At 73.4% G+C, this 26,329-nt stretch carries 32 protein-coding genes and 1 tRNA gene; 19 read left to right on the forward strand and 14 right to left on the reverse strand.

Annotated features, from left to right (window positions below; all coding sequences use genetic code 11):
- Positions 1 to 143: 143 nt before the first annotated feature.
- Positions 144 to 554 carry a dehydrogenase gene (locus GQQ93_RS05175; RefSeq protein WP_157423164.1) on the forward strand — a complete coding sequence of 137 codons (411 nt, stop codon included), beginning with the start codon at positions 144 to 146 and terminating at the stop codon, positions 552 to 554.
- 33 nt (positions 555 to 587) lie between these two features.
- Here the strand turns inward: GQQ93_RS05175 and radA are convergent, their stop codons facing one another.
- Positions 588 to 1,952 (reverse strand): DNA repair protein RadA, encoded by a 1,365-nt coding sequence (gene radA, locus GQQ93_RS05180; protein WP_157423165.1) that lies wholly within the window; start codon positions 1,950 to 1,952, stop codon positions 588 to 590.
- Between the two features lie 9 nt (positions 1,953 to 1,961).
- Complete coding sequence (locus GQQ93_RS05185) at positions 1,962 to 2,792, reverse strand: SGNH/GDSL hydrolase family protein (protein ID WP_246192094.1); 831 nt, start codon at positions 2,790 to 2,792, stop codon at positions 1,962 to 1,964.
- 96 nt (positions 2,793 to 2,888) lie between these two features.
- Here GQQ93_RS05185 and GQQ93_RS05190 point away from each other — a divergent pair, with 96 nt between their 5' ends.
- On the forward strand, positions 2,889 to 3,026 hold the full coding sequence (locus GQQ93_RS05190) for a hypothetical protein (RefSeq protein WP_157423166.1): 138 nt from the start codon (positions 2,889 to 2,891) through the stop codon (positions 3,024 to 3,026).
- Positions 3,027 to 3,030: 4 nt separating this feature from the next.
- A tRNA-Ser gene (locus GQQ93_RS05195) sits at positions 3,031 to 3,120 on the forward strand.
- A gap of 61 nt (positions 3,121 to 3,181) precedes the next feature.
- Here the strand turns inward: GQQ93_RS05195 and GQQ93_RS05200 are convergent.
- Positions 3,182 to 3,667 carry a DUF6326 family protein gene (locus tag GQQ93_RS05200; protein ID WP_157423167.1) on the reverse strand — a complete coding sequence of 162 codons (486 nt, stop codon included), beginning with the start codon at positions 3,665 to 3,667 and terminating at the stop codon, positions 3,182 to 3,184.
- A gap of 140 nt (positions 3,668 to 3,807) precedes the next feature.
- On the opposite strand from GQQ93_RS05200, the gene GQQ93_RS05205 reads away from it, so the two are divergent.
- From GQQ93_RS05205 to GQQ93_RS05225, 5 genes are all read left to right on the forward strand, one after another.
- Positions 3,808 to 4,485, forward strand: coding sequence for a TetR/AcrR family transcriptional regulator (locus GQQ93_RS05205; protein WP_157423168.1), 678 nt, complete (start codon positions 3,808 to 3,810; stop codon positions 4,483 to 4,485).
- A gap of 63 nt (positions 4,486 to 4,548) precedes the next feature.
- Positions 4,549 to 5,088: a GNAT family N-acetyltransferase gene (locus GQQ93_RS05210; RefSeq protein ID WP_246192096.1), complete on the forward strand. Its 540-nt coding sequence runs from the start codon at positions 4,549 to 4,551 to the stop codon at positions 5,086 to 5,088.
- Between the two features lie 66 nt (positions 5,089 to 5,154).
- Entirely contained in the window at positions 5,155 to 5,448 is a 294-nt protein-coding gene (locus GQQ93_RS05215; protein ID WP_157423169.1) for a DUF6412 domain-containing protein, read from the forward strand.
- 129 nt (positions 5,449 to 5,577) lie between these two features.
- Positions 5,578 to 6,393 carry a YidC/Oxa1 family membrane protein insertase gene (locus tag GQQ93_RS05220; RefSeq protein WP_157423170.1) on the forward strand — a complete coding sequence of 272 codons (816 nt, stop codon included), beginning with the start codon at positions 5,578 to 5,580 and terminating at the stop codon, positions 6,391 to 6,393.
- 105 nt (positions 6,394 to 6,498) lie between these two features.
- A complete protein-coding gene (locus tag GQQ93_RS05225) occupies positions 6,499 to 6,771 on the forward strand; it encodes a GlsB/YeaQ/YmgE family stress response membrane protein (RefSeq protein WP_157423171.1) in 273 nt (90 codons plus the stop codon).
- 56 nt (positions 6,772 to 6,827) lie between these two features.
- On the opposite strand, the gene GQQ93_RS05230 is transcribed toward GQQ93_RS05225, so the two are convergent.
- Together GQQ93_RS05230 and GQQ93_RS05235 are read right to left on the reverse strand one after the other, a co-directional pair.
- Positions 6,828 to 7,577: a glutamine amidotransferase gene (locus GQQ93_RS05230; RefSeq protein ID WP_157423172.1), complete on the reverse strand. Its 750-nt coding sequence runs from the start codon at positions 7,575 to 7,577 to the stop codon at positions 6,828 to 6,830.
- Complete coding sequence (locus GQQ93_RS05235) at positions 7,574 to 8,314, reverse strand: LysR family substrate-binding domain-containing protein (protein ID WP_157423173.1); 741 nt, start codon at positions 8,312 to 8,314, stop codon at positions 7,574 to 7,576. Before GQQ93_RS05235 ends, GQQ93_RS05230 begins: the two co-directional genes overlap by 4 nt.
- A gap of 87 nt (positions 8,315 to 8,401) precedes the next feature.
- Here GQQ93_RS05235 and GQQ93_RS05240 point away from each other — a divergent pair, with 87 nt between their 5' ends.
- A complete protein-coding gene (locus tag GQQ93_RS05240) occupies positions 8,402 to 8,809 on the forward strand; it encodes a DUF5997 family protein (RefSeq protein ID WP_157423388.1) in 408 nt (135 codons plus the stop codon).
- Between the two features lie 14 nt (positions 8,810 to 8,823).
- On the opposite strand, the gene GQQ93_RS05245 is transcribed toward GQQ93_RS05240, so the two are convergent.
- Complete coding sequence (locus GQQ93_RS05245) at positions 8,824 to 9,474, reverse strand: alpha/beta hydrolase (protein WP_157423174.1); 651 nt, start codon at positions 9,472 to 9,474, stop codon at positions 8,824 to 8,826.
- A gap of 36 nt (positions 9,475 to 9,510) precedes the next feature.
- On the opposite strand from GQQ93_RS05245, the gene GQQ93_RS05250 reads away from it, so the two are divergent.
- Positions 9,511 to 10,092 carry an NUDIX hydrolase family protein gene (locus GQQ93_RS05250; protein WP_157423175.1) on the forward strand — a complete coding sequence of 194 codons (582 nt, stop codon included), beginning with the start codon at positions 9,511 to 9,513 and terminating at the stop codon, positions 10,090 to 10,092.
- A 27-nt stretch (positions 10,093 to 10,119) separates the two neighbouring features.
- Here the strand turns inward: GQQ93_RS05250 and GQQ93_RS05255 are convergent, their stop codons facing one another.
- On the reverse strand, positions 10,120 to 10,623 hold the full coding sequence (locus GQQ93_RS05255) for a GNAT family N-acetyltransferase (protein ID WP_157423176.1): 504 nt from the start codon (positions 10,621 to 10,623) through the stop codon (positions 10,120 to 10,122).
- Between the two features lie 148 nt (positions 10,624 to 10,771).
- Here GQQ93_RS05255 and GQQ93_RS05260 point away from each other — a divergent pair, with 148 nt between their 5' ends.
- Both GQQ93_RS05260 and GQQ93_RS05265 read left to right on the forward strand, forming a co-directional pair.
- Positions 10,772 to 11,407, forward strand: coding sequence for an RNA polymerase sigma factor (locus GQQ93_RS05260; RefSeq protein ID WP_157423177.1), 636 nt, complete (start codon positions 10,772 to 10,774; stop codon positions 11,405 to 11,407).
- The gene (locus GQQ93_RS05265; RefSeq protein ID WP_157423178.1) at positions 11,404 to 11,901 is read left to right on the forward strand and encodes a hypothetical protein; all 498 of its coding nucleotides are present in this window, start codon (positions 11,404 to 11,406) and stop codon (positions 11,899 to 11,901) included. The genes GQQ93_RS05260 and GQQ93_RS05265 overlap by 4 nt, the downstream gene beginning before the upstream one ends.
- Before the next feature lie 27 nt (positions 11,902 to 11,928).
- On the opposite strand, the gene GQQ93_RS05270 is transcribed toward GQQ93_RS05265, so the two are convergent.
- The 4 genes from GQQ93_RS05270 to GQQ93_RS18035 all read right to left on the reverse strand — a co-directional run bounded on the left by GQQ93_RS05270 (position 11,929) and on the right by GQQ93_RS18035 (position 15,917).
- The gene (locus GQQ93_RS05270; RefSeq protein WP_157423179.1) at positions 11,929 to 12,537 is read right to left on the reverse strand and encodes a hypothetical protein; all 609 of its coding nucleotides are present in this window, start codon (positions 12,535 to 12,537) and stop codon (positions 11,929 to 11,931) included.
- 410 nt (positions 12,538 to 12,947) lie between these two features.
- Positions 12,948 to 14,555: a DEAD/DEAH box helicase gene (locus tag GQQ93_RS05275; RefSeq protein WP_157423180.1), complete on the reverse strand. Its 1,608-nt coding sequence runs from the start codon at positions 14,553 to 14,555 to the stop codon at positions 12,948 to 12,950.
- Positions 14,556 to 14,775: 220 nt separating this feature from the next.
- Entirely contained in the window at positions 14,776 to 15,405 is a 630-nt protein-coding gene (locus tag GQQ93_RS05280) for a DUF1684 domain-containing protein (protein WP_246192098.1), read from the reverse strand.
- Entirely contained in the window at positions 15,402 to 15,917 is a 516-nt protein-coding gene (locus GQQ93_RS18035) for a hypothetical protein (RefSeq protein WP_246192100.1), read from the reverse strand. Before GQQ93_RS18035 ends, GQQ93_RS05280 begins: the two co-directional genes overlap by 4 nt.
- A 90-nt stretch (positions 15,918 to 16,007) precedes the next feature.
- Here GQQ93_RS18035 and GQQ93_RS05285 point away from each other — a divergent pair, with 90 nt between their 5' ends.
- Genes GQQ93_RS05285 through GQQ93_RS05295 form a run of 3 tightly spaced genes read left to right on the forward strand, consistent with a single transcriptional unit; the run spans position 16,008 to position 21,107 of the window.
- On the forward strand, positions 16,008 to 17,267 hold the full coding sequence (locus GQQ93_RS05285) for a hypothetical protein (RefSeq protein ID WP_157423182.1): 1,260 nt from the start codon (positions 16,008 to 16,010) through the stop codon (positions 17,265 to 17,267).
- A 9-nt stretch (positions 17,268 to 17,276) separates the two neighbouring features.
- The gene (locus tag GQQ93_RS05290) at positions 17,277 to 18,062 is read left to right on the forward strand and encodes a 2-phosphosulfolactate phosphatase (protein WP_157423183.1); all 786 of its coding nucleotides are present in this window, start codon (positions 17,277 to 17,279) and stop codon (positions 18,060 to 18,062) included.
- Positions 18,063 to 18,071: 9 nt separating this feature from the next.
- Positions 18,072 to 21,107: a hypothetical protein gene (locus GQQ93_RS05295; protein WP_157423184.1), complete on the forward strand. Its 3,036-nt coding sequence runs from the start codon at positions 18,072 to 18,074 to the stop codon at positions 21,105 to 21,107.
- Positions 21,108 to 21,219: 112 nt separating this feature from the next.
- Here GQQ93_RS05295 and GQQ93_RS05300 read toward each other — a convergent pair whose 3' ends face one another.
- The 3 genes from GQQ93_RS05300 to GQQ93_RS05310 form a co-directional block, all read right to left on the reverse strand.
- A complete protein-coding gene (locus GQQ93_RS05300; RefSeq protein WP_157423185.1) occupies positions 21,220 to 21,924 on the reverse strand; it encodes a CGNR zinc finger domain-containing protein in 705 nt (234 codons plus the stop codon).
- Between the two features lie 26 nt (positions 21,925 to 21,950).
- Positions 21,951 to 22,448 carry a SprT-like domain-containing protein gene (locus GQQ93_RS05305; protein ID WP_157423186.1) on the reverse strand — a complete coding sequence of 166 codons (498 nt, stop codon included), beginning with the start codon at positions 22,446 to 22,448 and terminating at the stop codon, positions 21,951 to 21,953.
- Between the two features lie 154 nt (positions 22,449 to 22,602).
- A complete protein-coding gene (locus GQQ93_RS05310; protein ID WP_157423187.1) occupies positions 22,603 to 23,838 on the reverse strand; it encodes a PQQ-dependent sugar dehydrogenase in 1,236 nt (411 codons plus the stop codon).
- A 47-nt stretch (positions 23,839 to 23,885) separates the two neighbouring features.
- Here GQQ93_RS05310 and GQQ93_RS05315 point away from each other — a divergent pair, with 47 nt between their 5' ends.
- The 4 genes from GQQ93_RS05315 to GQQ93_RS05330 are packed head-to-tail and all read left to right on the forward strand — an operon-like array spanning position 23,886 to position 26,279.
- Entirely contained in the window at positions 23,886 to 24,647 is a 762-nt protein-coding gene (locus GQQ93_RS05315) for a LamB/YcsF family protein (protein ID WP_157423188.1), read from the forward strand.
- Positions 24,644 to 25,273, forward strand: a complete 630-nt coding sequence (locus GQQ93_RS05320; protein ID WP_157423189.1) for a 5-oxoprolinase subunit B family protein — start codon at positions 24,644 to 24,646, stop codon at positions 25,271 to 25,273. Before GQQ93_RS05315 ends, GQQ93_RS05320 begins: the two co-directional genes overlap by 4 nt.
- Positions 25,270 to 25,416 carry a hypothetical protein gene (locus tag GQQ93_RS05325; protein WP_157423190.1) on the forward strand — a complete coding sequence of 49 codons (147 nt, stop codon included), beginning with the start codon at positions 25,270 to 25,272 and terminating at the stop codon, positions 25,414 to 25,416. The genes GQQ93_RS05320 and GQQ93_RS05325 overlap by 4 nt, the downstream gene beginning before the upstream one ends.
- Positions 25,413 to 26,279, forward strand: coding sequence for a 5-oxoprolinase subunit C family protein (locus GQQ93_RS05330; RefSeq protein WP_157423191.1), 867 nt, complete (start codon positions 25,413 to 25,415; stop codon positions 26,277 to 26,279). The genes GQQ93_RS05325 and GQQ93_RS05330 overlap by 4 nt, the downstream gene beginning before the upstream one ends.
- The last annotated feature ends 50 nt before the right edge of the window (positions 26,280 to 26,329 follow it).

Raw genomic sequence — 26,329 nt, forward strand, 5'->3', positions numbered from 1 at the left:
GCGTCCGTGTGCCGGGGCGTGTTGCTTCTGCAGGAGATTCGGCCCTATGCCCGGCTGAGGGCTGGGTTCAGTGCAGATCTCCTGCGGAAGCAGCACACATGGTCGCTGCGGTACTCGGGACGAACGCTGGGTAGCCTTGAAGCATGGCAGGCAAGTCACGCAAGAAGCCCACGGGCGAACCGCTCGAGTTCCGTTCCCAGGCGCTCGCCGAGGCGCTCGAGCGGCAGGACATGGCGGCCGTCGCGCTCGCGCTGCGCAACGGCAACACGATCGTGCCGCTCATCAAGCCGGGCCCGCGTGACAAGCCGCTCGACGGCGGCGAGGTGTGGACCTTCCGCGACCCGAAGACGGGGGAGGTCGCGCTGCTGCTCTTCAGCGATGCCGCGAACAAGCCCGCGAACCTGCCGCCGGCCGTCGGCCTGCAGAGCCCGGCCTGGCTGCGCACGTTCTTGAGGCGGTACGAGTCGACGATCACCACGGTGTTCCTCGACATCGCCGGCCCCCACCCGATGCAGGCGCCGCCCGGAGAACTGCTGCGGGCGCTCGAGGCCTGAACCGGCACCGGGAACCCCGGAGCCGGACCGGGCCTAGAACGCGGCGTCGAGCTCTCGCGTGCGGGCGTCGTTCGCGACGAGCATCGCCTGCGTGACGGCCGCCCGAACGCTGCCCGCCTCGACGTCGAGGATCGTCGTGTAGCCGAGCCGCCGGGCCTCGGCGGCCCGCTGCTTGGCGGCCGTGACTGGGCGCACCTCGCCGGCGAGGCTGATCTCGCCGAAGGCGGCGAGCTCGTGCGGCACGGCGGAGTCGCGCATGGCCGAGGCGATGGCGACGGCGATCGCGAGGTCGGCGCCCGGCTCGCTCAGCCGCACCCCGCCCACGGTCGAGACGTAGACATCGTGCTCGCCGAGCGCCTTGAGGCCGGCGCGACGCTCGAGCACGGCGATGATCATCGCGACGCGGGCGGGGTCGACCCCGTTGACCACGCGGCGGGGCTGCGGCGCCTTCGTCGACACGACGAGTGCCTGCACCTCGACGGGGAGCGCACGGCGGCCCTCGAGCGCGACGGTGACGCAGGTGCCGCTGACGAGGCTGCGGCCGCTCGAGAGGAAGAGCCCCGAGGGGTCGGGTACCTCGGCGATGCCGTCGCCCGTCATCTCGAAGCAGCCGACCTCGTCGGTCGGACCGAAGCGGTTCTTGAGCGCCCGCACGAAGCGCAACGCCGTCTGGCGGTCGCCCTCGAACTGGCAGACGACGTCGACGAGGTGCTCGAGTAGGCGCGGGCCCGCGATGGAGCCGTCTTTCGTGACGTGCCCGACGAGCAGCACGGGCAGGTGCCGCTCTTTCGCGACGCGGATCAGGGTCGACGCGACCTCGCGCACCTGGCTCGGCTGCCCGGGCAGCCCGTCGGAGAGCGAGGACGACACCGTCTGCACGGAGTCGACGATGAGCAGATCGGGTCGGGTGGCGTCGACCTGCCCGAGGATCGTCGCGAGGTCGGTCTCGGCGGCGAGGTACAGCTCGCCGTGCAGGGCGCCGGTGCGACCGGCGCGCAGCCGCACCTGGGCCACCGACTCTTCTGCCGTGACGTAGAGCACGCGGCGACCGGTCGCGGCGACCCGCGCGGCGACCTCGAGCAGCAGGGTCGACTTGCCGACGCCGGGTTCGCCCGAGAGCAGGATCGCGGCACCCGCGACGATGCCGCCGCCCAGCACGCGGTCGAACTCGCCGATACCGCTCGGCCGGTGGGCGGCGTCGGCCGTCTCGACGTCGACGATCGGCCGCGCGGTGCGCGCCTCGCCGAGCTGCACGGCCTGCACCGCACGCACGATGCCGGTCTTCTCGGCCGCCTCGACGACGGTGCCCCATTGCTGGCATTCGACGCAGCGGCCGACCCACTTGACGGTCGACCAACCGCACTCGGTGCAACGGAACGCGGAGGTGGGTCGGGCCATGCCCCGAGACTACCGGCGGCCTCCGACAACGGCGGAGGCGGCGAGGGCGGCCGGCTCAGGGCCGAGCGCGTCGAGCCGGGCCGCGACGAGCGGCCGGAAGGCCTCCGCCCAGACGGCATACCCGCTGTCGTTCGGGTGGAACATGTCGCGCGCGAACTGCGTCAGGATGCCCGGCAGTCCCTGGCGGCGGGTCGCCTGGTGCAGGGGCGCCACCGCGAGTCCGCGCGAGCGGGCGGCGGCACGGAGCATCCGATTCGCCTCGGCGACCCTGCGCTCGTTGCGCGGGAAGTGGAAGCACGGCAGCTCGCCGACGATCGCATGCCCCGGCAGCTCGTCGAGGATGGTCCGCAGATTGCGGTCGAAGGCGGAGGCGTCCCATTCCGCGATGTCGTTGGCGCCGATCGCGACCGTGACGACGTCGGGCGAGAGGGTTCGGAGGCGCGGCAGCTGGTCGCGCACGGCGAGCCCGGTGGTCGCGCCCGAGACGCTGAGGTTCACGGTGCGGATGCTCCGCGCCGAGGCCGCGCGCATCCCCTCCGCGAGCACGCCGACGTAGCTGCGATCGGGCCGGGACGCGCCGATGCCCTGGGCGGCCGAGTCGCCGAGGGCGACGTAGAGCAGCTCGCCGTCGGCCGCACCGTGCTCGCGCCACCACTTCGAGTGCACGGGCAGGGTGTCGTTGAGCGCACCGCGGCGGAGCTCCATCCGCTCGCGGAAGGGGCGAACTCCCGCCGTGCCGAGCACCGTCGACATCGCGAGCGAGGTGCCCGCGGCGAGTGCGCGTGCCGAGTTGCGCGGCCGGGGCGGCGCGAAGGCGGTGGCGAGGGGAGCGGTGGTCATGCCGTGACGGTATCCGCGCCCGCTTCGAGGTCGCTGGGCGGCGGCTGGGCGCCGGCTGGGCTTTCGATGACGAAACGATCACGGCGAGGATGCCACGTGGCCGACGAGCGCGCGAACTCGCTGAACTCGCCGCTGATCAGGGGAGAAGTGCCCGAAGCGGCGATGCCCGAACCGAACCGAGGCCCCGGGGCGTCCACTCGTTTTGGCAGTCTTGCTCTCGTCGCCTACTATTGATCCCGGTACCGTGTCCGAGCGGCCGAAGGTGCAACTCTCGAAAAGTTGTGTGCGTGAAAGCGCACCGTGGGTTCAAATCCCACCGGTACCGCCACAGAACCCCGCGATCGTCATGATCGCGGGGTTCTTCTGTATCCGGGCAGGAGTTCGAGATCTCACTGCACGGGCTGTCGAAGCTCGGTCGTCGCGGCACCGGCAGGAACGGCGGCGGAACGGGGCCAGGTCCAGGCGGAGCGCAGGACGAAGGCCAGGAGCAGCAACTCGAGCCCGATGGAGATGCCGTAGAAGCCGGCCCACTCCCAGGTCGTCCCTGCCGCGTTGAAGACCGTGTAGGGGATGAGGAGCGATGCGACGACGAGGTTCGCGGCGCGGTTCACCCGGGCGGGCAGCGTCATGGAGAGCGCGACCATCATCGCCGGGATCGAGACGGACACGAGGACGACGGTCAGCAGCGTCGAGCTGACGTCGAACCGCCACATGAGCCCGTTCAGGATGCCGTCGACGACACCCGGCTTGTAGAAGTTGAGGACGTCGACGTAGACGTAGAGGAACATGAAGCTGGCCCATGCGGCGGCGAGCTTGGCCTGCACCGGGAGAGGCCGGTCGTCGAGCGGGCGCGGGGTGTTCGTTCGGATGGTCATCGGTTCTTCCTTCGAGGCGAGCGGTCCGTCCGCCGGATGCCAGGAGGTCTGGGCGGCCGACGCGTACGCCGTACGCGTACACTGTACTCTCGCGCGTACGGTGTACGCTTGTCAAGCAGATCGAGAGGGTGAGGAGACCCGTGACTGCGATGGAGCAACGCCAGATCGCGTCGGACGCGGGGCTGAGCAGGCAGCGGGTGGTCGACGAGGCGATCCGGCTCGCCGACCGCGAGGGGGCCGACGGGCTGAGCATGCGCCGGCTGGCCGGCGCGCTCGGCGCGGGTGCGATGTCCCTCTACCGCTACGTGGCGAGCAAGGAGGAGCTGCTGGACTCCATGATCGACCTCGTCTTCGACGAGATCGAACTCCCGTCCACGGCGACCGACTGGCAGTCGGCGATGCGACGGCGCGCGGTCTCCGCCCGACAGGTGCTCGCTCGCCACCCGTGGGCGATCCCGCTGATGGAGTCGCGGACATCGCCGGGGCCCGCGAACCTCCGCCACCGCGAAGCGGTCACCGCCTGTCTGCGGAGGGCCGGCTTCACGGTGGTGATGGCGACGCACGCCAACTGGTTGCTCGACAGCTACGTCTACGGATTCGCCCTGCAGGAGGCGAGCCTGCCGTACGACACCGCCGAGGTGCTCGCGGACCTGGCCGAGAACGTCTTCCTGCCCCAGCTCCCTCCCGACGAATACCCCTACCTCAACGAGTCCGCCGCGGCCCTCGTCGCTGCCGGCTACGACCCCGCGGAGGAGTTCGTCTTCGGCCTCGACCTCCTCCTCGCCGGCCTCGAGCCGCTGCGAGCCTCTGCAGGGTGATGCTCACTGAGCGTCGCGCTCCGATCGTATGATCGCGGGGTTCGTTGTTTCTCGGGAGGCGCCATGTTCGACGCGGTGGAACTCGACGACGGGGTCGTCATGCGGCTGCTCGCTGCCGGCGACGGTCCGGCGCTCGCCGCGGCCTACTCGCGCAATCGCGAGCACCTCGCCCCCTGGGAGCCGCTGCGCACACCCGAGTTCTTCACCCCGGCCTGGCACCACCGCGACGTCGCCGGGGCGATCGCTCGCATCCATGCCGGCACCTCGGTGCCGTTCGTGCTCGCCCAGGGCGAGCAGATCGTCGGGCGCGTGAACCTCTCCGATCTCGTGCGCGGCGTGTTCGAGAGCGCCCACCTCGGCTACTGGGTCGATGAGCGCTTCGTCGGGCGGGGGCTCGCCACGACGGCGGTCGGCGTCGCCCTGCACCACGCCCGCGCCGCCGGACTGCATCGGGTGCAGGCCGGCACGCTCGTGCACAACACGGGATCGCAGCGGGTGCTCGAGCGCAACGGCTTCGAACGGTTCGGGCTCGCCCGCCGCTACCTGCGCATCGCGGGGGAGTGGCAGGACCACGTGATGTACGAGCGGCTGCTCGACGAATGAGCCGACACCTGGGGGCGTGCGATCACGGGCGCCGGTGGTAGCGTGACACCGTCGGGAGGAGGCGTCGTGATCGAGTTCATCGGCGCGCTGCTGCGCTCGCTGCAGGCTTCGCTCGAGCTCTCGCTCGCCTCGAACGGCCTGCTCGCGGTGCTCCTCATGGGCGTCGTCGGCGCCGCGGCCGTCGCGGTCGTGGTCATCGCGTGCCGTGCACTGCCCGTGCTCGTCGCGGCCGACGCCAGCGGCGCCGCGCGCCGGCTCCGGCAGACCGCCGACCCCGGGCTCCTGCTCTCCCAGAGCGACCCCGATGCGCCGGGGCGTGCCCGGCCGAGGGCACCGGGTCGCGGCCTCGCGGCCGCGTAGCGCCCGTCCCGCCTCCGCCGACCCGCATCGTCGTCTCATGACGTGCGCCGCCGGCGACTCCTCGGCGATGTTCGGCGACCCTTCGCGGCCAGACGGAATCCCGTTTCGCCGACCGCAAAGGACTCACCCATGGATCTCTACGCCTTCCCGCCCATCGCCGCACTCCTCGACGGAGCGCACGCCCTCCTCATGGGCCTCGCCGACCTCCTCGCGCCGTTCACCGGGGCCGCGAGTGCCGCAGCAGCCATCGTGCTCGTCACGCTCCTCGTCCGTACCGCGCTCATCCCCGTCGGCGTTTCGCAGGCGAAGGCCGAGCAGGGGCGAGCCCGGCTCGCACCGAGGCTCGCCGAACTGCAGCGCAAGCACGCCAAGCACCCCGAACGCCTGCAACGGGAGATGATGGCGCTCTACCGCGACGAGGGCACGAGCCCGTTCGCGGGCTGCCTGCCGATGCTCGCCCAGGCGCCCGTCGTCGGCGTCATCTACGCCCTCTTCATCCTGCCCACGATCGCCGGCCACGAGAACGCGCTGCTCCAGGAGACGCTCGCGGGCGTTCCGCTCGGCTCGAGCCTCGCGGGTTCGGTCTTCGACGGCACGCTCACGGCCGGGGGCTTCGCGGAGTTCGCCACGATCATCCTCTCGATCGCGCTCGTCGGCGAGGTGACGAGGCGGGTGTTCCGGGCGCAGGCGCCGGCGGTGCCCGCGGCCTCCTCGGCACCCGCACGGCGGCCGGCGGGCGGCGCGCGGGACGCGGCATCCCTCTCGCCCCTCTCGACCGCCGGCGCCCAACGGATGCTCGGCCTCCTGCAGTTCGTCACCGCGGTCATCGCGGTGTTCGTGCCGCTCGCCGCGGGCCTCTACCTGCTCGTCACGGTCGCGTGGACGCTCGCGCAGCGCATGCTGCTCCGTCGGGTCTACCCGCTGCCACAGCCGAATCCGGCCTGATCCGGGTGTTCCGCCCAGCCGTCGCGTGCGGACGACACGCGCGGCAAGGGCTTGCCCCGCAGACGCCGCGGTGCCAACGTTGGACCATCGAACGAAGGAGCAACCATGAGTTTCCTCGCGTTTCTGATCCTCGGCCTGATCGCCGGGGCCATCGCCAAGCTGATCCTGCCCGGCAAGCAGGCGGGCGGCTGGTTCATCACCCTGCTGCTCGGCGTCGTCGGGGCCCTCCTCGGCGGCTGGCTGGGCAGCCTCATCCTCAATCGCCCCCTGACGGAGTTCTGGGACCTCGGTACCTGGCTCCTCGCGATCGGCGGCTCGATCATCGTGCTGCTCATCTGGGGACTCGCCACGCGCGGAAGCCGCAACAGCGCGGCCTAGTCGCCGTGGGGGAAGCGGATGCTCCGTGGGCATCCGCTTCCTCTCGGCGCGCCGGCTCAGCGCCAGTCGCCGTCGGCGAGCTCGACGAAGCGGGCGAGCAGTCGCTGCGGTTCGGTGACGCTCGCGGAGTCGAGCCGCGCGCTCACCTCGCGCAGCTCGCTCGCCGGGAAGTAGCCGTGGTGGCGGTAGACCTGCGCCCGGGCGATGAAGTCGGCCGTGGTCACCTCGGGATGGAACTGCGTCGCGTAGAGACGGGCGCCGGCCCGATAGATCTGCACGGGGCATCCGGCCGAACTCGCGAGGAGCACGGCGCCGTCGGGCAGCTCCTCGACCGACTCCTTGTGGCCGACGAGCGCATCGAACCGGCGCGGCAGCGCCCCGACGAGCGGGTCGGCGGCGCCCTCCTCGGTCAGGGTGATCTCGACCGCCGCGGCGTTCTCGCCGTGCAGGGTGCCGACGGCACCGCCGAGCACCCGGGTGAGCACGCCGATGCCGTAGCAGGTGAAGAGCAGCGGGAACCCCGACTCGAGCGCCCACTCGGCCAGCTCGGAGAGCTCCGCCTCGACCCTGCGCTGCACCGCGTGCTTGTTCGCCTCGGGCGTCGTCACGTTGTACGGGCTGCCGCCGACGACGATGCCGGCGTACGCGGCGAGCGGCAGCTGCCTGAGCGACTCGACGTCGAGACGGTGGTGCTCGAGCCGGCTCGCATCGAGCCCGGTCGCCCGCCGCACCGACTCGTACTCGGGGCCGACCGCCTCGATCTCGGGGCGCGCCGAGATGAACAGGAACGGCGCGGGCGCGGTCATCGACCCTTCCTCCGGCCGCGCTGCGAGGCGGCCCGGGCGGATGCGCTCTTGCTTGACCGCCCGGACGCGCTCTTGCCGGTGCTCTTGCCCGAGCCCTTGCCGGTCTTCCCGGTGCCCTTGCCGCCGCCGCGGGCCGCCTCGGCCGCACGGCGTTCGGCGGCCGCCTTCTTCGCCGCCTTCGCAGGCGAGAGCTCCGGCGTCTCGTCGGCGCGCGAGCTGCGGGCGGTGCGGCCCCGCACCACGCCGACGAACTCCTGGATGTCGTCGTCGTCGCGCTCCGTGCGCCAGACGAGGGCGATCCGCGTCGACGGCGCGTCGACGAGCGGGATCGCGACGACGTCGCGCCGCTGGTGGAGCCGTGCGATCGAGTGCGGCACGATCGCGTAGCCGGTACCGGCCGCGACGAGCTCGAGCGTCATCGCCGGGTCGGGCTGCACGGGGGCGAGCGCCTCTCCGGCGAGATCGGCCAGGGCGAGCTCGGCCTCGTCGGCGAAGGGATGCTCCTTCGGCAGCGCGACGACGGCGAGCTCCTCCCAGAGCCGGATGAGGTGGAGCCCGTCGGTCTCGACCGGCAGCCGCACGAAGGCGAGGTCGACCTCGCCCTGCCGCAGGCGCTCGAGCTGCACGTGCTCATCGACCCTGGCGGCCTCGAGCGGCAGGTCGGGGCGACGCTCGCCCCATGCGCGCAGCCACTTCGCCGGCGAGACGCCTGCAACGTAATCGAGCCGCAATGCCATTCGGCTCCCCCTTGTTCCCTGCGTGCGGATGCCTCTCAGGCTACCGTCGGCTACGGTTGCAGGGTGAGCGAGAAGCAGCCGAAGGCCATGAAGCCGCAGTCCATGAAAGCGGAGACCGCGGCGAAGAAGCTCGGCATCCTCCTCGACGCCGCGCCCGAGGAGTTCCGGGCCGCCGTGATCACGCGCGACGAGCTCGCCGCGCTGCAGGCCGATCCGCCCGAGTGGCTCGAGACCCTGCGCCGCGAAGGGCCGCACCCCCGCAACGTGGTCGCCGCGAAACTCGGCGTCTCGAACTCGGGTCTCGCCCGCGGCGGCGTCACCGAGCCGATCACCACGGCCGAGATCAAGGCCCTCCTCGAGGCGCCGCCCGCGTGGCTCGTGCAGGAGCGTGCCACGCAGGCCGCTGTTCGCGCCGAGAAGATCCGCGTCGCCGATCGCGACAAGGAGCGCGCCGCGCGTCGTGCCGCCGGCGGTGGAGGCGGCAGCGGGGTCTGACCCGTGCGGCGGGCCTACGCGCGCAGGTCGGCGTAGCGCTCGCGCAGGAAGCCCGCGACGTCGGCGAGCTCGCGCTCGGACACCGAGTGCCCGAGCCCCTCGTAGATGCGAGCGTCGAGCGTCGAGTGCTCGGGCAGCCACGCCAGCGTTCGCGAGACGGATGCCTCGGGGATCACCTCGTCGTCGGTGCCGCGACCCCAGAACACGTGCGGCGCGAGCCGTGACATCCGTTCGTCGCCCTCGCGATCGCCCGGCAGGGCGAAGCCGGCGAGGCTGACCGCGAACGAGAACCGATCGGGCGCCCTTCGCAGCAGTTCGAGCGCCATCGCACCGCCTTGGGAGAAGCCGAGGAGGCCGACCGGCTCGGAGCCGGGCACGGCGCGGTCGAGCCAGGCGAGCAGGGCGTCGACGGCTGCGTCGGCACCCTCCACCGAGAGCTCGGCGCCCTCGGCGAGGAGCGGGAACCACGCGTAGCCGTACCCCGCGAACAGCGGCGCCCGCAGCGAGGCGACGGCGGGCTCGAGCGGCAGGTACGGCGTGAGCCCGAAGAGGTCGCCCTCGTTCGAGTTGTAGCCGTGCAGCAGCACGAGGAGCGGACGCCCCTCGCGGTCGGCCTGGGAGGCCGACCAGAGCACCGCTTCGTCGTCGATCAGCACACTCGTCATGCGACAACGCTAGCGGCGTGGGGCAGAATCGAGGGCATGAGCGTGCGCACCCCAGATCCCGACTGGAATCCCGGCGACGAGCCCGTCGTGCGTCCACCGGCGAACCCGGGCTGGCTGAGCGACCTCGAGCTCGCCGAGGTGCGCGGCCGGCTGCCGCTGCTCTACGTCGAAGCCGTGCCGGTGCGCGTCGACGGCCTCGGGCAGGTCACCGAGGTCGGGGTGCTGCTGCGCGCGAACGCCGTCGGCGAGATGACCCGCACGCTCGTGTCGGGGCGGGTGATGTACGGGGAGACGATCCGCGATGCCCTGTTCCGGCACCTCGAGAAGGATCTCGGGCCGATGGCGTTCCCGCTGCTGCCGGCGAGCCCGGTGCCGTTCACCGTCGCGGAGTACTTCCCGCTGCCGGGCATCACGCCGTTCACCGACGAACGACAGCACGCGGTGTCGCTCGCCTTCGTCGTGCCCGTCACCGGCACCTGCGAGCCGCGCCAGGACGCGCTCGAGGTGACCTGGATGACGCCGGCGGAGGCGGTCGGCGAGACGGTCACGAGCGAGATGGAGGGCGGGCGCGGGCTCCTCGTCAAGCAGGGCCTCGCCTCGGTCGGCGCGCTGCGCTGATCGATCGAGGCGGCCCCGCCGCCGGCCTCAGCGGACCAGCCGCACCTCGTGGATCTCTTCGCCGAGGAACGGCACGTGCTGGTCGGCGCCGTCGGCGGTGAAGCCGTTGCGCGTGTAGAAGCGGTGCGCGCGGGGATTGTCGGAGGCGACCCAGAGGTAGACCGGGTCGGTGCCGACGGCCGCGTCGAAGAGCTTCTGGCCGATGCCGGTGCCGTGGTAGGCGTCGAGCAGGTAGATGAAGTACAGCTCGCGCTCACGGGGGGCGTTCTCGTCGCGGGCGGGGCCCGAGCCGACGAAACCGACGATCTCGCCGTCGACGAGGGCGGCGAACTGCGCGTACTCCTCGCCGCGCTCGGCGTAGTGGTTCCAGAGCTCGGCCATGCGGCGCGGCGAGAGCTTCTCGAACGCGGCGGAGCTGATCAGGTGGTCGTACGTCTCGTGCCAGCAGGTCGCGTGAACCCGGCCCAGCGCTTCGACGTCGGAATCGCGGATGGGACGGACGACGACTTCGGCAACGACTTCGGTGCTCATGTTCCCGAGACTAAGCCAGTCCGTCGCCGCCGCGAAATCGAGGACCCCCGACGGATCGGGAACCTCGATGGGGCATCCGGACATAACACTGCATGGCCACTCTCACGAATCCGCGATCGGCGGGTCGCCCGGTTAGGCTGGGCCGACCATGGGCGAAGACGGGCGGACCGATGCAGCGCTCTGGCTCGAGGCGACCTCGGGCACAGAGGCGTCGTTCGGCGTGGTCTTCGACCGCTACCGCGCGCGCATCTTCCGTCGCGCCTACGCGCAGGTGCGCCACGTCCCCGACGCGGAGGACATCGTGGCTGTGGTGTTCCTCGAGGCCTGGCGACGTCGCAAAGACGTGCGCTTCGTCGACGGCTCGCTGCTGCCGTGGCTGCTCATCGTGACCACCAACGTGACCCTCAACACCCAGCGCGCCGCGCGGCGGCACAAGCGGCTCCTCGCGGCCATCCCCGCCGCCCCGCACGCCGTCGATCCCGGGCACGAGATCGAGGAGCGCCTCGACGGAGGTCTCCTCACGGGCCGCCTGCAGGAGGCGCTGCAACGGCTGAACCCGGCCGAGCGCCGCGTGGTCGAGCTGTGCTTCATCGAAGAGCTGCCGCTCGCCGACGCGGCGGCCGCGCTCGACGTGCCGCTCGGCTCGGTCAAGTCGCGGCTGTCCCGCGCCCGCCGCAAGCTGCAGGCCGAACTCGGCGACTCGGCGTGGCCCGGAGAACGGCAGACGAGCGAGGCGCCGGAGCGAAGCGGGCGCGCCCCCGACGGCCTGGAGGTGATCGGATGACCGGCCCCGAGATGCGCCCCGAGCGCGCCGACGCGATCCGGGCGATGCTCGTCGAGCATGCACGCACCGAGCCGGCCGTGCGCGTGCGACGACGTCGCAACCGCGTCATCGGCTGGGGCGGCCTCGGCGTGCTCGCGGTCGGCGTTGCGGCGACCGCTGGCACGATGCTGCTCGCCCCCGGTCCCGTGACCGAGAACGGGTTCGTGCAGTGCCTGAGCGAACCGAGTCGCAATCCCGACGGCACCTACCCGGGTTCGGGTGCGGCGGTCGCCGAGGGCAGTGGCCTGCCGACCGATCCGATCGAGCTGTGCACGCTGATGTGGGAGCAGGGCCTCTTCGAGCCCGACTTCGACCCCCTCGCCATGACCAACCCGCCGGGCCGGGTGCCCGACGAGCTGCAGCTCTGCGTCATGGCCGACGGCGCGGCCGCGGTGGTGCCGTCGCCCAACGAGTCGATCTGCGCCGCGCTGGGCATGGCGCCAGCGACGGACTGAGCGCGGCCGGGCCGACGCCCGCCGGCGTTACCCGACCGAGCCGGTCGGCCGGAAGACGAGCGACCTGACCCGGTCGTTGAGGCCGCCGAGGCTGCTGCAGTACGGCATGCAGTTCACGCGTGCACCGCTGTAGCTCGTGGCGGCGTAGGCGGTCGCCCAGCACCCGCTGAGGCCCGTGAGCGAGCTCACCGAGGTGCTCCAGCTCGAGGAGAGCGACGGGAAGCCGAAGCTTGCGCCCGCGCAGCCGCTCGACCCCCAGAACGTCAGGCTCGAGCCGCCCTTGTCGGCGTCCTTGTAGATGCGCCCGACCGCGATCGAGGCCGTCGCGGCCAACCGCGAGTCGGCCGCGGCGACCGAGCGGCGCTCGAGGTATCGCTCGACCTCCTCGATGGACGAGAAGCAGATGGGCTCGGGCGCCTCGAGGCCGAGCTCCTCGGCCGAGGCCGCGACGCCGATGTCGAGCGCGCAGTGCTCCTCGGCCGCGGCCGGGGCGAGAACCGACCGCTCGATCGAGGCGGAGCCCGTGGCCCGGACCTCGGCCGGGGTCTCGGCGCTCGCGGGTATCGCCGGAGCGAGCGCTCCGGTGCTCAGGGCGAGTGCGGCGGCGGCGGTCATGACGGCACGGCGGATCGGCATGGAAGGCTCCCTCGGGTCGGATGTGCGCCGTCTCGGAAGACGGGTCGAACAGATATGTCCGGATGCCAGAAGAAAGTTCCGCGAATCGGGAACCTTTTCCGCGCACCCGGACATACCTGTGATGAGGGAAGGGGAGTGGCGATGCGACGCACGAAGGCGACGGCCACCGCGCTGCTGGCGTTCGCCGCCGCGGCGATGGTCGCATTGGCGACGGTCGTCGGCGGAGAGATCGGCCGCGCGGTCATGCTGAGCGGCTGACGCGGCGCATCGCGACCGACCCGGGCCGAGGGGACGCGGCCCGATCCCGTCGGGGGACGGGAACGCGGTACGGCGATCGGGGGAACGCCGAACCGCAGCAACGGGGCCCGTGGAGTCGAACTCCACGGGCCCCGTTGCATGCTCGGAAGGGCTCAGCCCTGCGCGCGCCGATTGCTGCGCGTGTTGCGCGACGGCGAGACGAGGCTGCCCACCCGGATCGGCTGCTTGGCGCCGCCGCGCGAGCTGCTGCTGCGCTGGGCGCCGGTGGTCTGGCTGCCCCGGCTCTGCCCCGAGCCCTGCTTGGGCGCGTTCGACTTGGTCTCGGCGGGTCGGCCCGAGCGGTCGCGGCGCGGGGCGCCCGCCGAGACATCCGACTGGCCGGAGCGGCCGCGCCCGCGGCCGCCCTGCGACTGGCCCTGGCGTTCGCTGCCCTGACCCTCGCGGGCCGCGCGCTTGCCCTGCGACTGGCCCTGGCGTTCGCTGCCCTGACCCTCGCGGGCCGCGCGCTTGCGCTGGGCGTTCGCGCCCTGCGAGCGGCCGCCGCCCTGCTGCGGCGCAGCCGCGCGGGGAGCGGGCTTCACGTACGGTGCGACGTCGCCGACGAGCTTCACGACCTCGGGGGTGGTGGGCACGGCGGGCGACGGGGTCACGGTGATGGCCGCCTTGCGGAGCAGCTGCTTGAGGTCCTGGAGCTGGCCGGGCATCGCGATCGTCACGACGTCGCCCTCGCTGCCGGCGCGGGCCGTGCGGCCCGAGCGGTGCAGGTACGCCTTGTGCTCCATGGGCGGGTCCACGTGCACCACGAGCTCGATGTCGTCGACGTGGACGCCGCGGGCTGCGACATCCGTCGCGACCATGACCTTGGCCGAGCCGTCGGCGAACGCCGCGAGGTTGCGGTCGCGCTGCGGCTGCGAGAGGTTGCCGTGCAGGTCGACGGCGGGGATGCCCTGCTCGGTGAGCTTCTTCGCGAGCTTCTTCGCGTGGTGCTTCGTGCGCATGAAGAGGATGCGGCGGCCCATGCCGCTCGCGAGCGTCTTCACGAGCTCGAACTTCGTGTCGGCGTCCTCGGTGAGGAAGACGTGGTGGGTCATCGCGGCGACGGGCGAGTTGGCCTCGTCGACCGAGTGCAGCACCTCGTTCTCGAGGTAGCGCTTCACGAGCTTGTCGACCCCGTTGTCGAGGGTCGCCGAGAACAGCAGGCGCTGCCCGCCGCGCGGGGTCTTGTCGAGGATGCGGGTGACCACGGGGAGGAATCCGAGGTCGGCCATGTGGTCGGCTTCGTCGAGCACGGTGATCTCGACGGCGTCGAGGTGCACGAAGCCCTGCTTCATGAGGTCCTCGAGGCGGCCGGGCGCCGCGACGACGATGTCGACGCCGGCTCGCAGCGCCTCGACCTGGCGCTTCTGGTTGATGCCGCCGAAGATCGTGGTGACCTTGAGGCCGTACGCCTCGGCGAGCGGCTCGATGGTGCGGGCGATCTGGGTGACGAGCTCGCGGGTCGGGGCGAGCACGAGGCCGAGCGGCCGGCCGGCGCGGCGCTGGCCGCCAGCGAGGGTGGTGCCGAGGCGCGCGACCATGGGCAGCGCGAAGGCGATGGTCTTGCCCGAGCCGGTCTTGCCGCGGCCGAGCACGTCGCGTCCGGCGAGGGTGTCGGGCAGGGAGTCGGCCTGGATGGGGGTGGGGACGGTCTTGCCGTCGGCCGTCAGGACCGCCACGAGGGGGGCGGGCACGCCGAGCGTTGCGAAGGTGATGTCGGTCACTGGTGCCTTTCAGGGCATGGTTCACCGCGCGCCGATGCGATCGGCATCGGACCCGGCGGTGGGAGTGTGGCGAAGGCGCCGGTCGGCGCATCCGTTCGCCGTATGAGAGTCATCGGGCGGCTCGGTGAGGAGCCCGCCCGGAAGCGTTTCTACGACGCAGGCGGCGCGATCGTCGCGCTCGCCGTCCGCCAGCATAGCGGATGCCCCTGTGCAGACGCCGTCAGCGGGGCATCCGCTCGCCGACCGGAACTTCGACGCGAAGCGTGCTGCCCTCCTGCGCGAGCGGGCACGACCACGACGGGTCGTAGGCGCACGAGGGGTTGTAGGCGAAGTTGAAGTCGACGACGAGGGTGTCGGTGTCGGCACCCGGTCCGAGGTCGGCGCCCTTGACCGTGTCGAGCAGGTAGCGGCCGCCGCCGTAGGTGCCGCCCGGTGCGCCCGCGAGCGCGTCCTTCACGGGCAGGAACAGGCCGCCGCCGTACCCGGTGAGACGCCAGACGTCGAGCGTGCCGAGGTAGGGCAGCCGCACGGTGCCGACGAGCGCGAACGGGATGACGCCGTCGGTCGCGCTGTCGACGGTCATCCGCTGCGGCTCCTCGGCGCGGCGCACCTCGAGCTCGAATCGCCAGTCGGGGTCGTAGCGGGCGACGGTGAGGCCGGTGAATCGGGCGCGGTCGTCGGGCAGCAACGGCGATTGCGGATGCCCCGCGAACAGCTCGTCGCGGCCCGAGATCCAGAGCGCGTGGCCGGCCGCGGGGTCGTGCACGCTGAGCTGGCGCACGCCGGCATAGAGGCCGAACACGCGTCGGCGCCAGTCGGCGAGCTGGAGCGCCCCGATGGTGGCGGTCACGCCGCCCCCGCCGCGGCGGCATCGGCGGTGCCCGGCGGATCGTACGACCAACCGGGCGCGAGTTCGCGGAGCCGTCTTCCTCGCCACTGCCAGAACAGCCAGGTCGGGTACCAGGCGGCCGGCTCCCAGGGGCCCGCGCTCGCGAGCAGCCGGTCGCGGTAGAGCGTCCGTCCGTCGGGGAGGGCGGAGACCGCCATCCGGTGATCCCATCGGCGGAACACCGCGAGCGGCCCGGTGATCGCACCGCCGCCGTCGCGGAGCATCCGCACTCCCTCGGGCAGCCCGCCCGGGTAGTCGATGTCGACGAACTCGTCGCCGGCGGGGTAGCGCCGGAAGGCGAGGGCGCGTACCCGGTGCCGGCCCTCCGGCCAGACCGGCGGGAGCCCGCCCGGTTCGAGGGACTCGAAGTCGAGCCAGGGCGCGACCACCTCGCGCAGCACGGCGGGGCTCCGGATGGCACGCCACGCGGCATCCGGCGTGCAGTCGAGCGTGAGTCTCAGGAGCACCCGCATGTGCCGAGAGTAGGCCGGAGCACTCGTCACTGCCAAGGGATCCGGGGCGATTCCCGGCTCACGCGCGGGGCCACCGCCTAGACTCGCGCCATGCCCGATGCCCTCTCGTGGTTGCCCGCGCTCGTCGTCTTCGGGGCGGCCGCGCTCGCCCTCGCCGGCGCCGTGGTGGGCCTGCGCCGGCTCGGCGACCGACGCGAGCGCGCCGAGCTCGCGGCCGGGCGCGACGCCGAGGTGCGTGCGAAGCAGCTCATCGTGCAGGCCGACGAGGCGGTGCGCGACGCCGAGCGCGAGATCGCCTTCGCCGAGGCGCAGTTCGGCGCGGCAGCGGCGCGCGACACCCGCGCAGCCGTCGAACGCGCCAGGGCGTGGCTGCGCGAGGCGTTCCTGCTCCAGCAGCGACTCGACGACGCCGAATCCGACACCGCCGCGGAGCGCCGGACCTGGAGCGCACGCATCGACGACCTCTGCCGCTCCGCCCTCGTCGCGATCGACGACGTCACCGTCGAGCTCGGCCGTCGACGGCGGCAGGAGCGCGGCGCGGGCGTCGAGCTGCCGGCGCTGCGCGACGACGTGGCCGGGCTCGCACGACGCCTGGACGCAGCAGAGCCGCTCCTCGCCGACCTCGCCTCGCGCTTCGCGGCCGCCGCGCTCGCCGGGGCGCAGGCCGCCCGTTCGCGTGCCGCGGCGAGCCTCGCCCGCGTCGATGCGGCGCTCGCCGAGGGCGAGGCGCTCGTCGCGCGAGCGCAGCCCACCGCTCCGCTGCTGGCCGAGGCGGCCGACGGGCTCGAGCGGGCCGGGCGCGATCTCGACGAGGTCGAGTCGATCGAGGGCGAGCTCGAGGCCGCACGCACCGCTGCCGACGAGGACGCGGCGCGGCTCGGCGAGGAGCTCGCAGCCGCGCGCTCAGAACGCGACCGTCATGCCGTCGCCGACTCGGCGGCGGCGCTCGCCGCAGCGGTGGGCGAGGCGTCCGAGGTGCTCGCCGCACGCACCGCGCACCGCGGCGACCCGGTGCTCGATCGAGACCGGCTGCGCGCCGCCCGAGACCGGCTCGAGGTCGCCCGGGCGACCGCGCGAACCGCGCAGAGCCGGATCGACGGCGCCCGGGGCGCGCTCGGCGGAGCGATCTCGATCGCCGAGAGCCAGCTGCGCGTCGCCGAGGCGGCGATCGCCCGCGGCCGCAGCGGCGTGGGGGCCACCGCGCGCACGCGGCTCGCCGAGGCGGAGCGGCAGCTCCTGATCGCGCGGCAGGAGTCGGATCCCGTGCTCGCGCTCGACGCAGCGCGGCGGGCGAGCGCCCGGGCGAGCGACGCCGAGGCACTCGCGCTCTACGATGCGCTCGGCCGGTAGCCTGTCGCGATGACCGATTCGACGTCGCCCTTCGGCCAGGGCAAGTACCAGGTCCGGTTCGACTGGGGGCTCGACGGCGCGGAGCGCATCCTGCCCGGAGCGCACGCGGTCGTCGTCGTCGACGCGCTCTCGTTCACGACCACCGCGGTCGTCGCGGCCGAGCACGGGGTCGCCGTCGCGCCGTGGCCCGCCGGGCCCGATGCGCGTGCGAGTGCCGAGGTCTTCGCCGCAGAGCGCGGCGGGCTCGTCGCCGGCCGCCGCAACGAGCCCGGGGGCCCGACGCTGTCGCCCGAGAGCTGGACGGGGGTCGGGGCATCGCCGGTCGTCGTCCCCTCGCCGAACGGCGGCGCGCTCGCGCACGCCCTCGGCGACCGCGGGGTCGTCGTGATCGCCGCGGCGATGCGCAACCGGAGCGCGGTCGCCGAGCATCTGCTCGCCCTTCAGGGCGAGCGCGGCGAACGGCTGATGATCGCGATCGTCGCCGCGGGAGAACTGGGGCGCGAGGCGGACGGGCCCGGCGGCGGCCTGCGATTCGGCATCGAGGACCTGCTGGTCGCCGGAGCCGTCGTCGACGCGCTCGTCGCGCGCGGCATCGACCACACCTCGCCGGAGGCGGCCGTCGCCTGCGCGGCGTTCGAGGCCCTCTCACGGGCGACCGGGCACCTCATCAGCGCCTCGGGCAGCGGCGTCGAACTCCGCGAGCTCGGCTTCGCGGGCGACGTGCGCGCCGCCGCCGCGCGCGACGTCACCGACGTCGTGCCCGTGCTGCGCGACGGGGTCTTCGTCGCCGAATAGGATCTGCTCATGACGACGGCGACCAGGCGAGGGTTCTTCGCCGTCGTCACCGCCCTCGTGCTCGTCGCCCTCGGTCTCGGCGTCGCCTTCGCAGTGGGCGACGCGCTCGGCATCCGCACCGAGCCGAGCGAGCAGATGCAGCCGGCCGCAGCGGTCGTGCCCGAGGTCGCACCGCCGGCGACGCCGCCCGAGTTCACCTTCGACGTGCCCGAGACGGCGCGGTTCGGCGTCGCGGTCGATGAACTGCTCGACGCCGTCGCCGACGCGCCGGCGCGCGACGGCGAGGCCCGGGTCACGGTCGAGCTGATTCCGGGCCAGGAGGCCGATTCGGGGCCCGGGGACGACGGGTACGAACTGCGCGGGGAGGCCTCGGCGCTGCACATCTTCGCGTTCACCGAGGTCGGCGCGGTGCGCGCGATCTACGACCTCGCGGCGCAGGTGCGCGCCGCCGCGCCGATCACCGACCTCCTCGGCGTGCACGAGCGTTCCCGGCTTCCGCTGCGCATGACCGACCTCGGCGCGGTGGGCGTCGAGCCCGACCCGGCCGAGTGGGAGTCGGGCGACGACTACTCGCACGCGTCGAAGGCCTTCGCCGCCGTCGTGCAGCCCGAGGCGCCGTACATCGACGAGACCGCGCTCGGCGCGGCCTACGACGACTTCGAGGTGTTCCTGCGGCACTCGCTCGCGAACGGCTCCAACGCCGTCGCGTTCCCGGGGTTCGTCGAGTTCGTGACCTTCGACGACGCGCCGGGGGGCCCGGTCTACGCCGACGGCGACGAGCACCGCGATCGTGCACTCGCGCTGCGCGCGGCGTTCGCCCCGTTCTGGGAGCGTGCCGACGAGCTCGGCGTGCAGGTGTTCCTGCGCACCGACATGCTCGCCCTCACCGGACCGCTCGAGCGGGCTCTCACCGACCGCTTCGGCTCCCTCGACACCGAGGACCCCGAGTTCTGGCAGGTCTACACCGCTGGTCTCGGCGAGCTCTACGAGGCGGTGCCCGCGCTCGACGGCGTGCTCATCCGCATCGGCGAGGCCGGGGCGATCTACGACGTCGGCGGCTGGGACTATTACTCGGCGCTGAAGGTGACGACGGTCGACGCCGTCCGGGCGATGCTCGGGGCGTTCACCGGGCAGGCCGAGGCGTCCGGCCGCGAGGTCGTCTTCCGCACGTGGAGCGTCGGGGTCGGCGCCGTCGGCGACATGCACACGAACGACGCGTCGTACGAGGCGGTGCTCGGCGGCATCGACTCGCCCGCGCTCATCGTGTCGACGAAGTACACGCTCGGCGACTTCTACAGCTGGCTCCCGCTCAACCACACGCTCGAGCAGGGGTCCCAGCGTCGCATCGTCGAGTTTCAGAGCCGGCGCGAGTTCGAGAACTTCGGTGCCTTTCCCAACGACCTCGGTCCGCAGTACCAGTGGGCGCTGCAGCAGCTGCTGGCGGCGAACGACCGCATCGAGGGCGTCTGGGTGTGGACGCAGGACGGCGGCCCGTGGCGGGCGGGCCCGATGTCGCTCACCCTCAAATCGGGGTTCTGGCAGTTGTACGAGCTCAACACCCAGCTCGCGGTCGAGCTCGCGCGCGATCCCGACGCCGACGTCGCCGCGATCACCGCGGCCTGGGCGCGCGAGTGGTTCTCCGACGACCCAGACACGGTCGAGGCGATCGCCCAGGCGATGACCCGCTCGCGCGAGGCCATCGAGCAGGGCATGTACGTCGAGCAGTTCGCGCAACAGCGGGTGTTCGCCATCGGCCTCGAGCCGCCGCCCATGATGTGGATCTTCGAGTGGGACATCCTCACCGGCGACTCGGCGGTGCTCGACGTCATGTACTCGATCGTGCGCGACTCGGGCGGCGGCGGCGTCGACGCCGCGATCGCGAGCGGCGCCGAGGCGGTGGGCGCGGTCGAGCAGATGCGCGAGATCGTCTCGGCGACGGATGCCTCGAGCTGGCGCTCTCCGGAGATGCGGGAATCGTTCATCTCGACGCTCGACTACGAGCTCGACACCCTGCGACTCCTCGAGGCGTATCGCGCGATGATCCTGCACCAGGGGCAGTGGCACGACACGCGCTCGCCTGCGGCCCGCGAGGAGTGGGAGGCCGACCGCGCCCGCTTCGACGAGCTGGCGGCCGGGCACCTCGCCCGGTACGAGGGCGACCTCGACCATCCCGCGTTCAACCTCACGGCCGCGCAGCTCGGCGTCGATCGCGCCGAGCGCGACCCCGCCATGGCCTGGGCGGCACGAGTACTGCTCGTGCTCGCGCTCGCCTGGGTGGTGATCGGCGTGCTCTCCGCGCGCACGCGACTCGTCGCGAAGCCCGGTGCCGCGGCGGCGTGCGCGACCTGGGTCGCGTCGATGCGGCCGTGGCGGGCCCGCGAGACGACGCTCGGCCTGTACGACCTCGACCGCTGGCTGCTCATGCTCGTCCCGGTGGCGCTGCTCGTCGGCACCCGTGCCGTGCAGACCTCGTTCCTGTCGTGGACTCACCTCGCGGCCGTGCTCGGCGCGTGGACGGTGTTCGCGCTCGTCCTGCGGTGGTGCGTGGGGCGGCGTTCGCCCTGGCCGGTGATCGCCGCGGTCGGCGGGGTCGTCGTGCTCCGCTGCATCGTGACGCTCGTCGCCCTGTCGTTCACCGGGCCTGGCGGGTACTGGTTCGCATTCTGGACCGACCCGGTGCTGCGCACCGCCTACGTCGCGCTCGCCTTCACGCTCTTCGTCTGGGTGTTCGTCGCCGCCGGATGGGCGCTCGCGACGCAGGTCGGGGCGCGGCGGGCCGCCGGCTTCGTGCTCGCCGCAGTCGGCGCGGGGCTGCTCGTGCCGTCGCTCGTCGTCGGTGCGATCGGCCTCGAGCGGGCGCTGACGCTCTGGAACGACGAGATGGGCCTGCTTCCGTGGGGACTCGCGAGGATCCTCGGCATCACGACCTACCTCGAGATCCCGGGCGAGACGGCATGGTACGCGGCCGGTGTCGCCGCGGTGCTGCTCGGCGCCGGGGTGCTGCTGGCGCTGCCGGCCCGCCGCGGCGCGGACTCGCGCGGCTGAGGCGCGCCGCCCACGCTCGTCGCGGGCCGGGTGGCGCGGTTGGGCCGTCGCCCGCGACGCCGGGGCTGCGGACCCGCTCGACCCGGGCGCGCTCGACCCGGACGCGAGACCGTCAGGCCGCGCGTTCGGGTTCTGCGGGTGCGGGTGCCGGCTCTGCGAGGAGGGGCTCGTCGAAGAGCGGTTCGGCGGGGTCGGCCGAGGCGGGCGAGCGCCGGCTCTTGCGGGCTCGGTGCGCCCGCACCTTGGCGCGGTTGCCGCAGCGCTGCATCGAGCACCAGCGGCGGGTCGCGGCGCGCGAGGTGTCGAGGTACACGATGTCGCAGTCGTCGCCCGAGCATTCGCGGATGCGCTCGAGGTTCGCCGGTCCGAACAGGTCGACCGCGTCGCGCGCGATCGTCGACAGCGCCTGCGGCACGGTGTGCACCGAGCGGCCCGCCTGGCGCGAGCCGCCGGTGAGCGACGGCGGCACGTCGGGCGTCGCCGCATAGAGGTTCACGAGGTCGATGTCGCCCGATCGCGGCGCCTCGCGCCGACTGGCGGCGAAGGCCATGCGCGCGATCGCGTCGCGGAGCGCGACGGCGTCGAACAGGTCGCGGGAACGCGCGGCGCCGACGGGGACCGGGAACCGTTCGCGCAGCCAGGCGGTGAGGTCGTCGGGGGAGTGGAGACGTTCGACGCCGGCTCCGGCCGCGGTGCCCCCGATCGACCCGGTCGTCGCGAAATCGAGCGCGAACGAACCTGAGTCGAACCACCAGCGGACGCCCTCGGCGGGAATGAGCCACTGCCCGATGGGGATCGAGACGGTGGAGACGGGCATCCGTCCAGCGTAGTGGTATCGGCAGGTCAGCCGACGGCCGCGCTCGCAGCCCTGCGGCGCACCGCCGGCGTGATCTCGCGGTGGCGCCAGACGATGAGATTCGCCCGATCGAAGCCCCGCCGGCAGAGCCCGCAACTGAGGGGCCTGGTCGGCTGCCGGTACCGGAAGTGCTCGTGGCCGGCCGGGCACGAGCCGACCCAGGGTGCGAGTTCGTGAGCGACCTCGCCGTCGTGCGTGCGCCGTCCGACATAGCCGAGCTCGGCGCCGACGGCGGCCCATTTCGGCCCGTGCGCCGCACGGGGGCCCGCGATCGCGTGCGCGACCTCGTGCAGCAGGATCTGGTGGATCTCGTCGTCGTCGTAGCGGGCGGCGAGGTACCGGGACACCGAGATGCGCTTGGCCGTGTAGTTGCAGAGGCCGGCGCGCTTCTTGGCGTTGTCGAACTCGAAGGTCCACACCGCGGGGTCGAGATGCAGCACGATGAGCGCCTCGGCCCAGCGCCGCACTCGATCGAGATCCGCCATGGGATGAGAATAACCCCGGCCGCCCCCGCCGGGGAGGGCCGCGGCACCCCCGAACGGGGCAGAGCCTCCCCGCATCGGCGTTCGCCACGATGTCGGGCGGTGCAGGGGGGAACGGTCCGATCCTCTGCAGATCTCCGATGGCGCGGCGGCGCGATCAGCCCGAGGGAGCCAGCCCGACGGCGAACAGCCGGTCGTCGCCGTCGCGCGGCGAACCCCGCCCGTCGGTGTTGTTGCCGATGAACCAGAGCCCGCCGTCGGGCGCCGCGGCGACATCGCGGATCCGTCCGAACTCGCCCGCGAACCACGGCGTCGCGACGAGTGCGGTCGCCCCGTCGGCGCCGGAGCCGGCCGCCGGTGCGACCGCCCAGACCCGCTCGCCGCGGAGCGCGGCGAGGAAGAGCGTGTCGCCGACCACCGCGAGTCCGCTGGGGCTCGCCTCGCCGGTCGACCACTGCTGCACGGGGTCGGTGAAGCGCGGGTCGCCCGCCGCGCCCTCGACGACGGGCCAGCCGTAGTTCGCCCCGCGGCCGATGCGGTTGAGCTCGTCCCACGTGTCCTGGCCGAACTCCGCGGCCCACATGCCGCCCGAGGCATCCCACGCGAGGCCCTGGGGATTGCGATGCCCGAGCGACCAGGTGCGGTTGCCGAACGGATTGCCGGGGGCGGGGTCGCCCTCGGGGGTCATCCGCAGGATCTTGCCCGAGAGCGAGTCGGGATCCTGCGCGGCGTCGCGGTTCCCGGCGTCGCCCGCGGTCGCGTAGAGCATGCCGTCGGGTCCGAACGCGAGCCGCCCGCCGTTGTGGTTGCCGGCCTTGGGGATGCCGGTGAGCACCTCCTCGGGCGCCCCCAGCGAGAGCGTTCCCCGCGCGCCGCCGAGCGGCATCCGCACGATCCGGTTGTCGTTCGCGGCGGTGAAGTACGCGTACACGTACGGCGTGCGGTCGGCGTCGCCGGGCAGCAGCGCGAGTCCGAGCAGCCCGCCCTCGCCGCCGGCGACGACCCCCGGCACGGCGGTCACGACGCGGAGGCCGCCGCTCGGCAGCACCTCGACGATGTCGCCCCGATCGCGCTGCGAGACGAGGGTGCCGCCGCCCGGCAGCACGAGGATCGACCACGGCGCGTCGAGTCCTTCGGCGACGACCGACACCGCGCCCGTCGGCTGCAGCACCTCGGGTGCGGGCGTCGCGGTCGGCGTCGCGCTCGCCGACGGCGCGGGCGTCGCCGTACGGGTGGGGGTGGGCACCGGCGGCGCCGTCGTGCAGCCGAGGAGCGCCGCGGCGACGAACGCTGAGTACACGGTGACGACGAGTGCGCCGCCCCGGATCGGGCGGTGGGCGGGCCCGTGGGGCCGGCGCGAGGCATCCGCCCTGTCGCCGCCCGTGCGTCTCATGCCGCCTCCCACCCCCAGTCTGCGCGTCGCGGCGGCAGAATGGGAGCATGCGGCCCGCGATCGACCTCAACAGCGACCTCGGCGAGTCGTTCGGCGCCTGGCGCGTCGGCGACGACGAGACGATGTTCGGCCTCGTGTCGAGTGCGAACGTCGCCTGCGGGTTCCACGCCGGCGACCCGATCACGATGCTCGAGAGCGCCCGGCGTGCGGTGCAGCACGGGGTCGCGCTCGGCGCGCACCCCGGCTATCGCGATCTCGTGGGCTTCGGCCGGCGGGCGCTCGACGTGGCCCCCGGCGAGATCGCCGCCGAGGTCGTGGCGCAGCTCGGGGCGCTCGACGCGCTCGCCCGTCTCGCGGGCACGCGGGTGCGCTACGTCAAGGCGCACGGGGCGCTCTACCACCGCCTCGTCGCCGACCGGGCCGCGGCGTACGCCGTCGTCGAGGCGATCGCTGCCGCCGACCCGACGCTCGCGGTGCTCGGCCCGCGCGCGAGCGAGATCGAGGCCGCCGCGGTGGCCACCGGTCTCGTCTTCGCCCGCGAGGCGTTCGTCGATCGCGGCTACACGGCCGACGGCTCGCTCAGCCCGCGCGGCGAGCCGGGCGCGATCGTCGACGACCCGGCCGCGGCCGCCGACCGGGCGCTCGAGCTCGTCGAGACGGGCGGCATCACCGCCGACGACGGCAGCCGGCTCGAGCTCGCCCCCGACTCGCTCTGCGTGCACGGCGACACTCCGGGTGCCGTGGCGATCGCTCGTGCCGTGCGCGTCGCGCTCGAGGGCTCGGGGCTTCGCATCGAGGCCTTCGCGTGACCAGGCGCCTCCTGCCGAGCGGCGAGTCCGCGCTCCTCGTCGAGTGCGACGGCCTCGACGAGGTGCTGGCGCTCCACGACGCGCTCGCCGCCGAGCGTCGGCCCGGCGTGGTCGAACTCGTGCCGGCCGCTCGCACGGTGCTCGTCGCCGTCGATCCGGCGGTGCTGCCCCTCGAGTCGCTCGCGACGTGGCTGCGGCGCATCCGGGTGGAGGAGGCGCCGGCCGCGACGGCCTCCGCGCTCGGCGAGGCGGTGATCCGCGTGGTCTACGACGGCGACGACCTCGACGAGACCGCGGCGCTGCTCGGCATCTCGCCCGAGGCGCTCGTCGCGCGTCATCTGGCCGCGTCGTGGCGGGTCGCATTCGGCGGATTCGCCCCCGGTTTCGGCTATCTCGTGAGCGACGACTGGGTGTTCGACGTGCCGCGCCTCGGCGCACCTCGGGCCCGCGTGCCCGCGGGATCCGTCGCGCTCGCCGGGGCCTTCGCGGGCGTCTATCCGCGCCAGAGCCCCGGTGGCTGGCGGCTCATCGGCCGCACCGATGCGGTGCTCTGGGATGCCGGACGGCCCGAGCCCGCCCTGCTCGCGCCCGGCCGACGGGTGCGTTTCGAACGGGCGAGCGGATGACCCGCGCCCTCGTCGTCGAGACGGGTGAGCGGATGACCCGCGCCCTCGTCGTCGAGACGGGTGAGCGGATGCCCCGCGCCCTCGTCGTCGAGACGGGTGAGCGGATGCCCCGCGCCCTCGTCGTCGAACGGGCGAGCGGATGACCCGCGCCCTCGTCGTCGAGACGCCAGGCCCGCTCGCGCTCGTCGAGGACCTCGGCCGGCCGGGATTCGCCCACCTCGGGGTGACGGGCTCGGGCGCCCTCGACCGCGGCGCCGCCCGGCTCGCGAACCGGCTCGTGGGCAACCCCGACGGCGCAGCGATCGTCGAGGTGCTCGTCGGCGGGTTCCGTGCGCGGTTCACCGGCGGTGCCTGCTGGTTCGCGGTCACGGGCGCCTGGGGCGCGGTCGCGCTCGACGGGCGGGACGTGGCGCCCTACACGGCCGTGCGCGCCCCCGACGGCGGGGTGCTCGAACTCGGGCCTGCGGTTCGCGGACTCCGGTACTCGCTGGCCGTGCGCGGAGGGGTCGACGAGCCGCCGGTGCTCGGCTCGCGCTCTCGCGACACGCTCGCCGGCCTCGGCCCCGAGCCGCTCGGGCCGGGGAGGGTGCTCGCGATCGGCGCCGAGCCCGGGGCATCCGTGCCGCTCATCGACCAGGAGGCCGCGTTCGCGCCGCCCGACGGCGCGGTGACGGTGGCCCTGCGTCCGGGGCCGCGCACCGACTGGTTCACCGACGCGGCGCAGGCGACGCTCTTCGAGGCACCCTGGCGGCTCTCGGAGCAGGCCGACCGCATCGGCGCCCGGCTCGTCGGCCCGGCGCTCGCTCGGCGCGAGGCAGGAGAGCTCGCGAGCGAGGCGACGGTGCCCGGCTCGGTGCAGGTCGCGGGCGACGGGCGGCCGACGATCCTGCTCGCCGACCGGCCGGTGACCGGCGGGTACCCCGTGATCGCGATCGTCGCCGACTCGTCGCTCGACGCGGTGGCGCAATCGCGGCCTGGGCAGGAGCTGCGGTTCCGGCACGCCTGACCGTCCGGAAATTACTCTTCACAACTTCGAGCAGGTATGGAAGTATCTTC

The sequence above is a fragment of the Agromyces lapidis genome (assembly GCF_009749405.1).
Classification (GTDB): Bacteria; Actinomycetota; Actinomycetes; order Actinomycetales; family Microbacteriaceae; genus Agromyces; species Agromyces lapidis.